Source organism: Acuticoccus sediminis, assembly GCF_003258595.1.
Classification (GTDB): Bacteria; Pseudomonadota; Alphaproteobacteria; order Rhizobiales; family Amorphaceae; genus Acuticoccus; species Acuticoccus sediminis.
Window position 1 is genome coordinate 791,406 of sequence record NZ_QHHQ01000003.1, and the last position, 12,480, is coordinate 803,885.

Here is a 12,480-nt window from a genome sequence, read left to right on the forward strand (position 1 = left end):
CGCACTGATCAGCCTGGCGTTTTTCTGAAACGTTGATCTTACTCCACAATTTGCCCAAGCGATGCATTATGGCTGCTTTCCATCGCGGTTCGCGGCCGAGGACGTACTAATCCTAGTAGCCGTAAATCCAGCGACAGATGCGATGGGAGCAGATGCCCAAGGTCGGGCGGTGTCACCTGCTCCCCCACCAACGACTTAACTTCGGCGTTCGGTGGACGAGGCATCGGCCATCGCACAAACTGCCGACCTGTATTACTGTGTCGTAACCTCGTAGCTCAGCAGGAAGAGGCACGTGCTTCCTAGTCTCGGGCTGGAAGGTTCGAGCCCCGTTGGGGACACCAACAGATTCAATCACGTGGGATGACCCCTCTGCCGATTTCATGTTGCAACTGAATTCCACTGATTTCCTGGTGTTTCTCGGCAGTCCCGGCGGCTCCACGCGACATGGACGCGACATGAAGAACAAATCGAAGCGGCCGATTGAGGGTGAAGCGCTTGCTGAAATTTTGCAGGAGTTGGCGCGCGCGGACATGCGGGCCGTGTCGCTTAGATTCGATCTCGATCCGCTCTCGGATGAGGACAAGAGGTCCGGAGCCAAGCCGCTTTCGATGAGAGAGATCCAGGACGAGCTGGAGAACATCAGCCGCACCATCACCGGAGTGGCGCTTTTTCATCTAGGGGCGAGCCGCGACGAGTGGTATGCCGCACATGAAGATATCTAGCGAAATCGAAGCCGCATGAGTTCCCCTGCACCTTGTTGCTAGGGGTAATTCGTTGCCGGGACCACTTGCTGCAGACAAGCAGCATTGATAGAAATCATATTAGATAGGCGATGGCGCCTGTTGATGCGCTCTTCTTATAGTTGAGATTCGCGATGATCACGTCACGGCAGGTGAAAGCCGCTCGAGCGTTGCTAGGATGGTCGCAATCTGACCTATCCGCATGGTCGGGGGTGTCCGCGCCGACCATCGCTAGGCTAGAGGCCATCGACGGACCGCTCGGCGGCCGCGCCTATACGGTGAGAAGGATTTGCCAAGCCCTCGAGGCAGGCGGCATCCAGTTTATCCTGGCGAGCCGTCGTGGCGTTGGGGTGCGCTTGAAAACAGCTCGTAAGGCGACTGATAAATCGATGACGAGCCCTCCGACATCCTCATCACCAGCGGGATTGATCGACGCCGAGCCGCCGGCGGATTCTGAGTCCGAATCAACTCGATCAGCCGAGAGGCAAGATTGACGAACTGAGTTGGTTCGGCAACTACCCACCCTCCCAGCCATCCCGCCTATCGACCTACACGGCCACGACGAGATGACTAAACCCACTTTCCGAGCCCTATGGGGTTCGCGGCACTTGCGTGCAAACGCGGTGCCTCTCGCCATCATCGCTGCAGTGATGCTAACGGCGGCTTTTTTGTTCCTCGAGTATGACGTCCTCATGCATTTTGAGGAGCGATCGCCGGAGGTCCTGCTTCTGGAGATCGAGGAGGCCCTGATCCTGGCCGGCATCCTGATCGGCGGATTGTTCATTGTCTGGTATCGGCGAAGCCGCGCATACCGGCTGGAGCTGGAGCGTCGCCTGAAGGCGGAAACGGAGGCGCGGCGGGCGTTGGAGCTTGCCCTCCTCGATCCGCTCACCGGCCTCGCAAATCGGCGCCACTTCGAGGAGATCTTCCACGCAGCGGCCGAACCCGGGCTCGTCACCAAGCACGCGCTGATCCTCCTCGACGTGGACGACTTCAAACCGGTCAATGACGTCTACGGGCATCCGGTCGGCGACGAGGTGCTGAGGGTCATCTCAATGCGCCTGAACAATGCCGTGAAGCAGGGCGATCTTGTCTCGCGGCTTGGGGGAGATGAGTTCTCGGTGATCGTTTTCGAGGTCGAGACCGTTGAGAGGGCGATGGAGGTTGCTGAGCGTCTCATGGGCATAGTGAGAGAGCCTATTGCAGCCTCAGGCAAGCTCCTGAACGTCTCGGCGAGCATCGGCCTCACACTGTTCCCGGATCAGGGGCGGTCGCCGGCGGAGATTTATGCGCGGGCTGACGAGGCACTCTACGCGTCGAAGACCAAGAAGCATGAGCACAGACCGATTTATCGATAGGCGAACGGCACCATGATCGGTGACACCAGCGAAAGGCTCCGGCAGCGTCTGATGACAGCGGAGAGCCGCCTCGAGGCACTGGAGATGCTGGGAGCGGCCGAGCAGCACGGAACTCGGCTGAACCAGGCGCGTCAGGAGGTGCTGTATCTGCGGCGCCTCTTGGAATATTCGGAGTCCGCGCCAAAAGACCGTCTTCCCGCGATCGACGATCGCCGGTAAGCCATGACACCGTAAATCCACCGGCGACGATTAGCGCCCATATCGGGGACCGGCCGATGATGGTCAGAGCCCTTAAATTCGAATGTTGGTTGACGCCGGCTGGACCGGCGGTGAGGCCAGCAGACTTGGCAAGAGCAGCGGATTTGCCCCTTACCGACGTTGCGGCGGTGATGGATAGCTGGTCCGATGAGACCTTGCTGGCTGCCGTGGTTATCCCGGAATGCGGAACTGTCTGGCTCACCCGCGCCGGCATTAATCTAGTCCTGGCGCGTCTCGCGCTCGACGAAGAGCGCGTCGAGGCGATCAACCTGATGCTGGACGAGCTGGAGCATGCAGCGCCGCCAATCGGGTGATCCATCCGGTCTCGGTGGACGGGCCCCAACGGCAGTCGTGCATCGGCGCCGGTTAACCCTCAATCCGGCCGAGGCCTTGTTGGATCCCCAGGCACGTGATGCCCTACCCATAAGAAAAGCCGGGAGGTGTCCCATGAGCCGACGTCGCCAATCCGCGCGCAGGAAGGCGCTGCTCTTCCGCCGGAACTACATCTTCGAACGGCGCAGGATGCTGGGGCTGACTCTTCAGATGCTCGCGGAGCGGGCGGAGGTCGAGGAGGAGCGGCTATTCGAACTCGAGGAGCACTACGATCCTCGCGTCTTCGATATCGCCTCGATGGCACGGATCGCCGACGTCTTGGACTGCCCTTATCTCTTCCTATGGGTACCGCCGGAGGGGCTTCGCGAGGGTGGCATCACGCTGCACTGACCGGCGTTCGGGGATCATGCATTCTCGTGATGCGGTCGGCGCCGGGCCATCGTACGCCGGCCGCTGCCATCCACGCGATCGGAGATCTGGACCGCCATGGACGAACGAGAAATCGAGTTGATGAAGGTGCGGCTCTCGTACCTCGAGGCGACGGTCGGCGCACTCATGCGACACCTGGCGCTGCAGGATCCTTACGAGGACATCCGGGAGGACGTTTCCGAGTCGATCATGGAACGGCGCTTCCAAGGGCGAGCCGAGTTTCAAGCATGGCACGACGTTTTCTCGGGGCGGCACCTGCACCGTGATGAGAAACGCGTTGACGTCGGCCGGCAAACGCTCGAGGCGATTTTTGGAGACCGCATCCCGCCCCTCTGATGCGCCGGTCAAGCCCCAACCGGAACCGGCGAGGATTGCTGCCGGGCGTCCCCTCGCCGGTTCCGGCGCACCGCCGAGGGAGAGCTCGGCAGCGACGTCACCGATGGCCACTGTATGTCGTCCGCCGGAGACATCCTTTGATATCACTGCTCTGGATAGGGGGGCAAAGCCGATCGCGATGCCCCTATTCTGGCCTTGAGGCGGCCACGCGGAGCCAGAAGCGGCACAAGCGCGTCGTCCCAAATTCGGCCGCGCCATCGCCAAAATAGACTGGCCAATCCAGGTTTCGACATTGCCACCGAGATTATTCCAATTTAGAACTTTTCACGCACAGTATGTCCCTCAAAAGGTACATATGTTGCACTACTCTGAACAAACTTAGCCGGCTGCTGCGCCTTCGAGCAGCAGCCGGTCCCTTTGCCGGTAGCCTATCGACCCTCGCACATCCCCGCGGCTCGGCCGAGGCCGATCGAGAGGGTTGGGCCAACCCGACGACCGCTTCGGAACCTTTCTCGGGAGCGCTCGGATCCTGCCTCCGGTGGGCATATGCTACAATGGTCAAGGGGCGTCCTATGACCAACACAGACTTGGAAATTGCAAAGCGCTTGTGGGCTGAGACTGAGGAAGAGTACGTCCTGCAAGACATCCGCGTTGGACAATTGGAGGCGATGTACGTCGACACAACCGATGCGATTGCACTTCTGGCCAATCTGCATGCCGTACTTCGGCTTCGGCGGATTCGGGTACGAGATCTCACCGAACGCCTCCGTCATTGAAGGCCGATCGTTCTTCGCTCTCGTCCACACTGCTGCGGCGGTCCCGCACAGCGGCTCCTAATCGGATCGACGTGGGGCCGGGACTGATCATCGCGACAGGGCAGACGTGGTAGATGATAGTAGCGGCGGCACAGCACCAACACCGCGAGCCGCACGTGGCGCTGAAGCCCATCGTCGAAGCCATGGGGGTGACGTGGCAAGGGCACCATGATCACGTCCGGCGCGACCCGGTCCTCTCGGAAGCCATCAGTGTAACGCTGATGGCTTCGTCCGGTGGGCAGCACACGACCATTCTCCCGCTGAAGCTCCTGAACGCTTCCTCTTCGGTATCAATGCCGACCGGGTGAAGCCCGAGCTGCGGGACCGCGTCATCGCCTACCGGCGCGACGGTGAAGACCGACACCGGCGCAGTAGCGTGAGCACGGCGGGATGTTTCAAAGACCCGAGTTCAGTGAAGCGTTTCGTCACTCATCAATACAACTCGCCTCCGACAGTTTGAGGCAAAATCGGCCCGCAGCCAGCGAAGCCCATCATGCTTGGATGCAAATGGAAGGCGTCTCACCGAGCGATCTGAAAGTAATTCAACCCCAAAATACGGTATCATACTGCGCAAAGTATCGTCGCCGCCGATTGACTTCATGAGCCAGCGCGCGCCATTCCGAGCGACTGCCTTACCAAGAGGTGGGCTCATTGGAGAACTCGTTGGAAGGTGTTGATGCCCGAGCGTGCCACACAGGACGTTGGCTTGAAACCGCAGCAGAACTTATAGTTGCCACGGATTTCAGCAGCAGGTTATTTAAGGGGTCCGCTGCTTACCGAGCCCGATCTGGCGCGCGTTGTAGGAGCGGCGGTGGGCCGGGGACTAACGCGGCACGTAGAGCCTATGCTCGCCCCTGTGTCAGCGCGTCCGCGCAAGTGCAGTAAGGACATTTCAGTTTGGGGTTGCACGGGCGGACCCATTCTGGATCGCTGGAGCTGCGCGCAGCACCCCTTAGCCCAGCCCCAGCGCTCACCACCGCTCATGTGTCCGGAAGGCCAAGCGCGACGACGAGATCGTGGGACTGGGGAAGTGTCAACACAACCAGCTGATGCGCGGAACCACCAACCCACTGGGAAGAAACGTATCGATCCGCGGCACTGCTTTCGTTGCGGGTTCTACACGCTAATATGGGGGCGTGATAGGCGCTTTGAGCGCAGAAAATCCTACATTGAGACGCAATCGGACACGCGCGGGCAGAATAGGATTGGCGCCGCCACCAAAAATGAAAACCCCTCAGCCAGCCCGGCTTTTTCTTTATCTGCGCCAAGAAATTTAAATAATTTTCGCAAAAAATTCCGCTCAAAAAGGATTCTCTGATAAATTATCTTGAATTTTTGGGGCATCGAGACTAGCTTAATCAAGCTGAGTTAGGACTATCAACTACTGTCTCCTTTGTGGCCGCAGTCCGCGATTTGCTCTGACAGCGCCAAAACTGCCGCACTCTGCGGGCAGCGCATCTCAAGGAGACACAAATGGCTACAGGCACAGTGAAATGGTTTAACTCGTCTAAGGGTTTCGGGTTCATCCAACCGGAGACCGGGACGCGAGACGTGTTCCTGCATATTTCTGCCGTCGAGCGCGCTGGCTTTCATCAGATCGATGAAGGCCAAAAGTTGACGTTCGACATCGAGAAAGGTCGCGACGGTCGCGAGTCGGCCACGAATTTGGGACTTGCGGACTAACCGATCGCGTCCTGATGAGCGGCGGCTCCTAAGGCGTCGTCCTGCCGACCCCGTCCAGGAGTCGTCGCTCATCGAAGCTACTTTACTATCAATCACAGGTCCATTTTCAGAAATCCGGCGCCATTAGGTCGAATGTCCCCGCTCATCGGCACCGCCTGTGAAGGTGCCTTCCTCGTGGCAACTCGAACGAAATGGTGGGTAGGTTGCCTCGATCCGGGTTGCGTCGAAATCCACACCGAGTTGGCTTTCGTCCGCGGTCTCCATATGGGGGATCAACTGGGCCAGCAGCGAATTTCCCAGTGGTCGAGTTCGGATCGCGACCGGCCGCCGCGCATAGGTCGATAGCCTATTAGCCCGCGTCTGAATGTTGCACTAGAATCAGGAAAGTGGCGTCCATGACCCCCCCGCCGGCAAGCGGTTTGGCCGATTTGATCGTAAGCAACACACCGCTAGGAACGATTAGCTTCGCTTTGCGCAGAAGGCGCGATCGTAGAGGCGTCCTGACAATCAATGGCAACGCAATGGTCAGTGAATCTCAAAAGATAGCCTTGCTATCTCAAATCAATTTTGACCTCAAATTCAACAACTGTGCGATATTACATTGCACGATGCTATTAATCCATGGAGACGAACTCCATTTCATCGGAAATATACAAAAATATTGAAATATATTTCAATAATAAACCCAATAGCGTATGGATTAAGAGATGTCCTCTTGTGTAAGTGATCAATAGGGATGGTGTATATGGCTAAGAACGAAAAGCGAAGCCAGAGAGAACCCAAAAAAATCGGGGACAGCGACGCCAAGAAAGCAAAAAAGCGCGCTGGCCCCAAATATTTGCAGGAGTCGATCACGTTAGCACCCGGGGCGCTCAAGGGTATTCGCATCGGAAAAAAAGGTTAAGAGCGGAGCGTCTGGACACAAAAGCCTCCAAGTCATCGACGCGACGGTGTCCCGGCTGGATGCGACCCCTGCAACCACTAGGCGGCGCTGACATCGGCGAAGGAGGAGATCGTTGCCCGTTCGATGATGCCGGGCGTGAACGTGTCGGCATTAACCCGGGCGTACGAGAACCCTACCCCGTCCTCGGCGCCAACAAAATGATCCCGGCGCCGACCAGGCAGAGGGCAGCGCCGCCGAGGTCGAAGCGGTCCGGCGGCCGGTTCTCAATGAGCCACAGCCATAGCAGCGACGACGCGATGTAGACCCCGCCATAGGCGGCGTATGCCCGGCCGGCGAAGTCGGCCTCGACGCGCGTGAGCAGCCAGGCGAAGCCGATCAACGACAGGACGCCTGGCACCAGCCAGAGCGGCGATCGATCGAGACGCAACCACGCCCAGAAGGCGAAACATCCTGCAATTTCGGCGAGGGCGGCGAGGGCATACCAGACGACGGACATGGGACGCATCCTAGGTCACGACGCGACGAATGCCTCAAGTAGATCCATTTACGCCTTCGAACCTATGTTGGCCATCCAGGCCAATCGTTGCACGGGTCGTTCCGACCACCAAGTCCTGTTCGCGATAGCCTGCCGTCTCGGCAGCTCGCTTGGCTTCCCATGGGCTGAGCCTCGCCGCGTGCTGCCGTTGGCGAGCTGCAGTATATATCTCTTGCGGACGCCGCCAGATCCCCTACCGTTGCGCAAACTACAGAGGACAAGCGACGGGAAAGGAAGCCGTTCGTGCGAATAATCTCCGTCTCAGAGAAACCCTACCTGCTCTTGAGCTACCTGCAAGAGATCTCCCCCCTCATCGCGACTGACCGCGGCCGGATCTTCTATCTCGACGAGCCAAGTCAATCGGAGACAGAGCGCACATCGGACCTTGAAGAGAAGCTGAAACGGATTGTTGCGCAGAAGCCATCCGTGTCTGACTTCATCGTTCTCGACCGGTCCACCGAGGTCGGATGGATCTCGACAAAGCGGGCCGCCACTATCGCCGAATTCTGCAGCGCGCACGACATCCCCATCTCGCAGTTCGTATACGTCTCACAGGACCGCAACGCTCCCGCCAGACTAGCCGAGTCATTCGCTAAGGTAGGTAGCGCACCGCCGCGATGGATCTAGTTCCACCACTATCTGGCGGACCTAGAAGCGGCCCACTCCGCCAGTATTGTCGGAACCCACGACTTCCAAGGTCTTTACGGCGCGGACCCGCGCTTCCTCTTTCTCAACAATAAGGTGAGGCCACATCGCCTCGCTGCCGCGTCCTACGTGCTTTCGAAGCCCGCTCTCGCCGATCGGGCGATCATGTCCTTCAATGTCGACCGGGCGAAGCTGTTCGACATTGAGAGTGCATCCGAGGAGGTGCGAAGGCTGCTCCCAAGCTTCGCGGCCGCGGTCGAGGCGGAAAGGGCAAAGCTCGAGCAAATTGAGCCGATCATCGAGTCCGGCGGCTTGCTGCGCTTTCTGCCAGCGAAAGCACTATCACGGTCCCTGTTATGCCTGGTTGCCGAATCGGACTATTTCGGGACGATAAGGTTCACAGAGAAGTCCATCAAACCGATCATATTCCACCGCCCATTCCTCGTAGTCGGTAGCGCCGGCACGCTCGCCGAGATCCAAGATATGGGCTTCATCACGTTCGCCGAGCTGATCAACGAAGCGTACGACAATGAGCCCCAACCGGACCGACGCCTCATGATGGTGATGAAGGAGCTCCACAACATCCTCGAATGGACATCGGCGCCGAAAGGGCGTCGCTACTTCCTCGACGCTGTCCGTCCTCGCCTCGTGGCCAACCAGCTCCACTTCCAGAATTCGATTAAGCGAACGATGTTGGAGCGGCTGCGCGGCGACTTGAGGTCGGTGATCTCCGCAACCGCTCATAATGGCGCGTAAGCCGCGGACCTGAGAAACGACATGCATGGCACGATTCAGTCGGCAGTCCACGTCTCAGTTAACGGGCTCCCACCGGTTGAACTACGATCGGGCACGGTCTGAATCACATGGAACGGCAACCGGTCGCACTCGCTTCTGCGCTCGAGGCTACCGCTGGACGTGCCCGCGATCGCCGAGCGCATCGGCCGGGACTACAATCCCAGCAAGTTCGGCGGGCGCGTCCCCCTGCGGTGCGTCACCTGTGGGAACAGGGATATAGGCCTTTCCCCTGAGCCAAAATTTTAACCAGTCACTTCACATTGGGCCTTGAATTATGGGCTTCAGCCCATAAATTATGAGCATCGACAGGGCATGGCGCCCACATTGGAGGTCGATGCAATGGAAACCAAGATCATCATCCCGAACCTCGACAACGACGGCTCCAGCAACGCCGACGTTCTCGACCGCGCGATCGGCAACGTGTGCACCCTCTTCGGCGGTGCCACGGTCTATGCGGCCAAGGGCTATTGGCTCAACGACGAAGGCCGCCTCTACGAGGATGAGGTTTCCGTCATCGTCTCCGCGTCCACCGATGGCGACGCCGCTGTCGACGCTCTCCGCTCCCTCGCCCGCGACGTCCTCGCGGTCACCGATCAGGAAGCGGTCTTTATCTCCGTCGGCGGCAAGGCCGAAATCATCGAATGAGACGGAGGGGCTTCGGCCCCTCCCACTTCCAATGGAGGATCAGATGCCTGTTGCAATCGTGTTTCACGACGACGGAACCGTGCCGGCGCTTTTCAGCGAGAAGAGCGACAAGCTGCTCGCCGCGCGAATCGGTGCCTTGCCTGGTGCGCCGCCGAACGCCGACATTGCCTCGCTCAGGGCGTGGCTCGCGTCGCTGCCTGACCCGTCGGGCTGGTTCGGGTCGGTGGAGGAAGCCAAGGCCTATGTGGCGCGGGTCCGCGCCGAGCATGTGATGGGCAAGGACGAGCTCCGATCTATCCGTGAAGCCACCGGCTTGAGCCGGGCAGCGTTCGGCGAGGCCCTGGGTTTCGGCGGCAACGACAACACTCGGCACAAGCAGGTGTTCGAGATGGAGTCCGGCGCGAAGCCGATCATGCCGGAGCGCGCCCGCCGGGCTCGGGCGCTATTCGCGGAGAATGAGCTGAAGCAGCATCCTAACGTTGCCGGCTGACAGGGTATGGCTGCGCTACGGGTGAAGGCCGCGGAAACGCAAAAAGGGCCGCCCCCTGCCGAAGCAAGGAGCGACCCTTCGCGGAGGCGTAAACCTCCGAAAAGACACAATTTGAAGATGGCTACTGGCGCCGGCCAGCCCTGATGGTTTCCTGCGTGAGGTCCTGGATCTCGCGCTCGAGGCTCTCCATCGCGTGCGTCGTCTCGCGCCGGCTCTGGTGAATGGCCCTGGTGTTGTCTTCGAGCGCCTCGGTATGGGCGACGAACGCTGCCTCGAGCTGTTCCGCCTTGGAGTTGTCGATGACGGCGCCGGCGAGCTGCATGGGCTCGCCTTGGCCGTCCGCGGTTCTCGTACCGAGCTTCCGGCTGACCCACGCCAGGGCGAGAGCCCCGACGATCATGATCCCGTTGAAGACCTCGGTGAGGTTGATGTCCGGCCACTTCATCCGGGCCTACCGCGCGGACTTGCCGATGTCGGAGAACGACCTGTGCACGTTGACCAACTCCAGGAGCAAGAGGGTCGAATGGACAGCCACTGCGGTCCATGCGCCCTCGCCGGCACCTGCCGCGATCGCGAACCCCAGCGTGACCTGCGACCAGAAAGCGACCCCGACGAACGATGCGAAGGCCCGAAGGTGCGGCGACTTCGTGAAGCCTCGGAACGTGCCATTGACCATGAGCGCGGTGAAGCGGATGAAGGCGCACAGGATTGCAATGCTGGACCAGACGCGCTCATCGGCCCACCGAGCCAGCTCGGCAAAGGACGGAGAGCTATCGAAGATGTCCGGCTGAGCCATCAGGGCCACGCCCATCCAGAAGGTCGGGTGGACCATCACCCACTCGGACACGCGAATCGGGAAGTGATCTGCGACGCCTCTGGAGATCCGCCGGACGATCAGCATCAAACCGGCACCCGATCATCCGGAAGGAGGACGCCGTTGAAACGGCGCCCCATCCCCATGCGGTACATCTTGGCTCGGAAGTGCATCAGGTGAGGCCCCCTTCGCCGGGGCTGTACGGGGGGGCGGCCGGCGCCGGTGTCGCCTTCGCGATCGCCTCGGCTCCACCGGTCCAGTCCTCCACCATCTCGTGCGCCAGGCGCCGGACGTTATCGGCGGTCATCCCGAGCACCTTGAGCCCGTCGGGAAGCTGCTCGGCCGCGTAGTCCACGAGCCGATTGACGACCTCGCTCTTGGTCGTGAAGTCGATGGTGCCAGGTAGGCGACTTCCGAGCTCAGCCCGAAGCTTGCGCTCCAGAGCGATCTCCAGTCGCGCTGCGGCCGCGTTGAGCGCCTCCTGGTCCACCTTCACGCCGTACTTCTCGGCGGTCTTGCCGGCCTTGGCGATGAGCCAGAGCATCCCGGCTCCGACGGCGGAGGCGACGATGGTCGCGAGCGTCTCGGTGAACACGTTGACGACCGGGGCGAAGTCGGCCGCCGCGGCCGGCGTGCATGCGAGCGCGAGCGCGCCCGCCATGATGAGCGTTCGTTGCATCAGGGTTCTCACCTGTGATCGTGGGATAGGCGGGCTGTCGGGTCGGCGCGCGGCGCCCGCGGACGCGGCCGGATCAGATCAGATCAGATCAGGTTGACGTAGGCGGAGTGGACCCAGCCCAGCTCGGGATGGCTGGCCGCCTTCACCAGGTGCCAGCGCGCCTCCGGGAAGCCATTGGCGTAGACGCCGGACCGGATGACCTCGATGGTGTCGCCGTGGTTGAGGACGGCGATGACGTTGTCGTTGTTGGACGGCCACCGGCGCAGGTTGAGGCCGTCCACGGAGACGGTGCCGTCGGCGTCGGGATCCGCGTCTATCGGATCTGGGTCCGCATTGCCCTTGGCAATCGACCGGAACTTCTCGAGCGGAAAGAGCGGCGTGGTGTCGTACTTCCGCCCGGGCGAGATCTCGAAGTGAGCGGCGAGCTCAGTGATGCCGTAGTGGCGGCAGATGGCGGTGACGATCTCCGCGCCGGTCTCGATCTGCGCCTCGGTGTACGGCAGCGCCATCACGTGGCCGTGGTACTCGGAATAGCAGTCCTCGGCCTCGTCGTAGCGGCGCCCTGTCCAGGCGGCGCCATGCTTGTCGAGGATGCCGGGGTTGTCGAACTCGATCCCGATCGAAAAGCCGTTGCAGTACTGGCGGCCCTTCCAGGACGACGAGCCGGCATGCCAGAGCTTCTGATTGAACGCGCCCATCTGGACGATGTCGCCGGCACGGCCGATGAGGAGATGCGCCGCCGCCTTGGCCGCCGGGTTCGTCATCCAGCTTTCCGAGCTGGAGAACGACGAGCCGGCGGTGTCGTGGACAATGATCAGCTCCGGGGTGATCGTGCCGGACGACCTGTTCGGGGTCGCGTTCCACCGGACACCGTCGAGGCGGTGGTTCTTGATGGCGAATGTCATGAGGGTCCTCTCCCTGCGGCTGCTTCGTGCAGCCCTGAGGGGCGCTGAAACGAAAAGGGCGACCCGATGGCCGCCCTTGGCGTTGTTGTCTGTGGCTGGTCGGATATGCTGACCCA

The 12,480-nt window shown here is 60.6% G+C and carries 19 protein-coding genes; 14 read left to right on the top strand and 5 right to left on the bottom strand.

The annotated features are described in order from the left end of the window. Positions 1 to 455 precede the first annotated feature (455 nt). The 10 genes from DLJ53_RS17820 (at position 456) to DLJ53_RS35230 (ending at position 6,856) form a co-directional block, all read left to right on the top strand. On the top strand, positions 456 to 722 hold the full coding sequence (locus tag DLJ53_RS17820; RefSeq protein WP_111347642.1) for a hypothetical protein: 267 nt from the start codon (positions 456 to 458) through the stop codon (positions 720 to 722). A gap of 710 nt (positions 723 to 1,432) precedes the next feature. Beyond that, positions 1,433 to 2,098 (top strand): GGDEF domain-containing protein, encoded by a 666-nt coding sequence (locus DLJ53_RS17830; protein WP_162409329.1) that lies wholly within the window; start codon positions 1,433 to 1,435, stop codon positions 2,096 to 2,098. A gap of 12 nt (positions 2,099 to 2,110) precedes the next feature. Continuing rightward, entirely contained in the window at positions 2,111 to 2,317 is a 207-nt protein-coding gene (locus DLJ53_RS17835; protein WP_111347647.1) for a hypothetical protein, read from the top strand. Positions 2,318 to 2,460: 143 nt separating this feature from the next. After that, positions 2,461 to 2,670, top strand: coding sequence for a hypothetical protein (locus DLJ53_RS17840; protein ID WP_111347648.1), 210 nt, complete (start codon positions 2,461 to 2,463; stop codon positions 2,668 to 2,670). A gap of 133 nt (positions 2,671 to 2,803) precedes the next feature. Further along, on the top strand, positions 2,804 to 3,079 hold the full coding sequence (locus tag DLJ53_RS17845; protein WP_111347650.1) for a hypothetical protein: 276 nt from the start codon (positions 2,804 to 2,806) through the stop codon (positions 3,077 to 3,079). Between the two features lie 96 nt (positions 3,080 to 3,175). Continuing rightward, entirely contained in the window at positions 3,176 to 3,454 is a 279-nt protein-coding gene (locus tag DLJ53_RS17850) for a hypothetical protein (protein ID WP_111347652.1), read from the top strand. A 572-nt stretch (positions 3,455 to 4,026) separates the two neighbouring features. Further along, positions 4,027 to 4,230, top strand: a complete 204-nt coding sequence (locus DLJ53_RS34765) for a hypothetical protein (RefSeq protein ID WP_146620005.1) — start codon at positions 4,027 to 4,029, stop codon at positions 4,228 to 4,230. 113 nt (positions 4,231 to 4,343) lie between these two features. After that, positions 4,344 to 4,577, top strand: coding sequence for a phage antirepressor N-terminal domain-containing protein (locus tag DLJ53_RS17855; RefSeq protein ID WP_111347653.1), 234 nt, complete (start codon positions 4,344 to 4,346; stop codon positions 4,575 to 4,577). A gap of 1,165 nt (positions 4,578 to 5,742) precedes the next feature. Beyond that, positions 5,743 to 5,952, top strand: a complete 210-nt coding sequence (locus tag DLJ53_RS17860; RefSeq protein ID WP_111347655.1) for a cold-shock protein — start codon at positions 5,743 to 5,745, stop codon at positions 5,950 to 5,952. A 745-nt stretch (positions 5,953 to 6,697) separates the two neighbouring features. After that, positions 6,698 to 6,856: a hypothetical protein gene (locus DLJ53_RS35230; RefSeq protein WP_162409333.1), complete on the top strand. Its 159-nt coding sequence runs from the start codon at positions 6,698 to 6,700 to the stop codon at positions 6,854 to 6,856. Positions 6,857 to 7,028: 172 nt separating this feature from the next. On the opposite strand, the gene DLJ53_RS17865 is transcribed toward DLJ53_RS35230, so the two are convergent. Beyond that, on the bottom strand, positions 7,029 to 7,352 hold the full coding sequence (locus DLJ53_RS17865) for a YnfA family protein (RefSeq protein ID WP_111347657.1): 324 nt from the start codon (positions 7,350 to 7,352) through the stop codon (positions 7,029 to 7,031). Between the two features lie 321 nt (positions 7,353 to 7,673). Between DLJ53_RS17865 and DLJ53_RS17870 the strand changes: the two genes are divergently transcribed. The 4 genes from DLJ53_RS17870 to DLJ53_RS17885 all read left to right on the top strand — a co-directional run bounded on the left by DLJ53_RS17870 (position 7,674) and on the right by DLJ53_RS17885 (position 9,966). Further along, complete coding sequence (locus DLJ53_RS17870; RefSeq protein ID WP_146620006.1) at positions 7,674 to 8,018, top strand: hypothetical protein; 345 nt, start codon at positions 7,674 to 7,676, stop codon at positions 8,016 to 8,018. A 183-nt stretch (positions 8,019 to 8,201) separates the two neighbouring features. Further along, complete coding sequence (locus tag DLJ53_RS17875; RefSeq protein ID WP_111347661.1) at positions 8,202 to 8,792, top strand: hypothetical protein; 591 nt, start codon at positions 8,202 to 8,204, stop codon at positions 8,790 to 8,792. Between the two features lie 378 nt (positions 8,793 to 9,170). After that, a complete protein-coding gene (locus DLJ53_RS17880) occupies positions 9,171 to 9,476 on the top strand; it encodes a molybdenum cofactor biosynthesis protein MoaE (RefSeq protein ID WP_111347663.1) in 306 nt (101 codons plus the stop codon). A gap of 43 nt (positions 9,477 to 9,519) precedes the next feature. Then, positions 9,520 to 9,966, top strand: coding sequence for a hypothetical protein (locus DLJ53_RS17885; protein ID WP_146620007.1), 447 nt, complete (start codon positions 9,520 to 9,522; stop codon positions 9,964 to 9,966). A gap of 121 nt (positions 9,967 to 10,087) precedes the next feature. On the opposite strand, the gene DLJ53_RS17890 is transcribed toward DLJ53_RS17885, so the two are convergent. The 4 genes from DLJ53_RS17890 to DLJ53_RS17905 form a co-directional block, all read right to left on the bottom strand. Continuing rightward, entirely contained in the window at positions 10,088 to 10,411 is a 324-nt protein-coding gene (locus tag DLJ53_RS17890) for a hypothetical protein (RefSeq protein ID WP_111347666.1), read from the bottom strand. A gap of 6 nt (positions 10,412 to 10,417) precedes the next feature. Beyond that, complete coding sequence (locus DLJ53_RS17895) at positions 10,418 to 10,870, bottom strand: hypothetical protein (RefSeq protein WP_146620009.1); 453 nt, start codon at positions 10,868 to 10,870, stop codon at positions 10,418 to 10,420. Between the two features lie 82 nt (positions 10,871 to 10,952). Beyond that, positions 10,953 to 11,459 (bottom strand): hypothetical protein, encoded by a 507-nt coding sequence (locus DLJ53_RS17900; RefSeq protein ID WP_146620010.1) that lies wholly within the window; start codon positions 11,457 to 11,459, stop codon positions 10,953 to 10,955. 83 nt (positions 11,460 to 11,542) lie between these two features. Continuing rightward, on the bottom strand, positions 11,543 to 12,364 hold the full coding sequence (locus DLJ53_RS17905; protein WP_111347671.1) for an N-acetylmuramoyl-L-alanine amidase: 822 nt from the start codon (positions 12,362 to 12,364) through the stop codon (positions 11,543 to 11,545). Between the last annotated feature and the right edge of the window lie 116 nt (positions 12,365 to 12,480).

Bases quoted from the DNA above. Each gene is read 5' to 3' on its own strand.
- DLJ53_RS17860 (WP_111347655.1), top strand. From the start codon at position 5,743: ATGGCTACAGGCACAGTGAAATGGTTTAACTCGTCTAAGGGTTTCGGG.
- DLJ53_RS17885 (WP_146620007.1), top strand. From the start codon at position 9,520: ATGCCTGTTGCAATCGTGTTTCACGACGACGGAACCGTGCCGGCGCTT.
- DLJ53_RS17850 (WP_111347652.1), top strand. From the start codon at position 3,176: ATGGACGAACGAGAAATCGAGTTGATGAAGGTGCGGCTCTCGTACCTC.
- DLJ53_RS17890 (WP_111347666.1), bottom strand. From the start codon at position 10,411: ATGAAGTGGCCGGACATCAACCTCACCGAGGTCTTCAACGGGATCATG.
- DLJ53_RS17845 (WP_111347650.1), top strand. From the start codon at position 2,804: ATGAGCCGACGTCGCCAATCCGCGCGCAGGAAGGCGCTGCTCTTCCGC.
- DLJ53_RS34765 (WP_146620005.1), top strand. From the start codon at position 4,027: ATGACCAACACAGACTTGGAAATTGCAAAGCGCTTGTGGGCTGAGACT.
- DLJ53_RS17905 (WP_111347671.1), bottom strand. From the start codon at position 12,364: ATGACATTCGCCATCAAGAACCACCGCCTCGACGGTGTCCGGTGGAAC.
- DLJ53_RS17835 (WP_111347647.1), top strand. From the start codon at position 2,111: ATGATCGGTGACACCAGCGAAAGGCTCCGGCAGCGTCTGATGACAGCG.
- DLJ53_RS17820 (WP_111347642.1), top strand. From the start codon at position 456: ATGAAGAACAAATCGAAGCGGCCGATTGAGGGTGAAGCGCTTGCTGAA.
- DLJ53_RS17830 (WP_162409329.1), top strand. From the start codon at position 1,433: ATGCATTTTGAGGAGCGATCGCCGGAGGTCCTGCTTCTGGAGATCGAG.
- DLJ53_RS17855 (WP_111347653.1), top strand. From the start codon at position 4,344: ATGATAGTAGCGGCGGCACAGCACCAACACCGCGAGCCGCACGTGGCG.
- DLJ53_RS17880 (WP_111347663.1), top strand. From the start codon at position 9,171: ATGGAAACCAAGATCATCATCCCGAACCTCGACAACGACGGCTCCAGC.
- DLJ53_RS35230 (WP_162409333.1), top strand. From the start codon at position 6,698: ATGGCTAAGAACGAAAAGCGAAGCCAGAGAGAACCCAAAAAAATCGGG.
- DLJ53_RS17875 (WP_111347661.1), top strand. From the start codon at position 8,202: ATGTCCTTCAATGTCGACCGGGCGAAGCTGTTCGACATTGAGAGTGCA.
- DLJ53_RS17900 (WP_146620010.1), bottom strand. From the start codon at position 11,459: ATGCAACGAACGCTCATCATGGCGGGCGCGCTCGCGCTCGCATGCACG.
- DLJ53_RS17865 (WP_111347657.1), bottom strand. From the start codon at position 7,352: ATGTCCGTCGTCTGGTATGCCCTCGCCGCCCTCGCCGAAATTGCAGGA.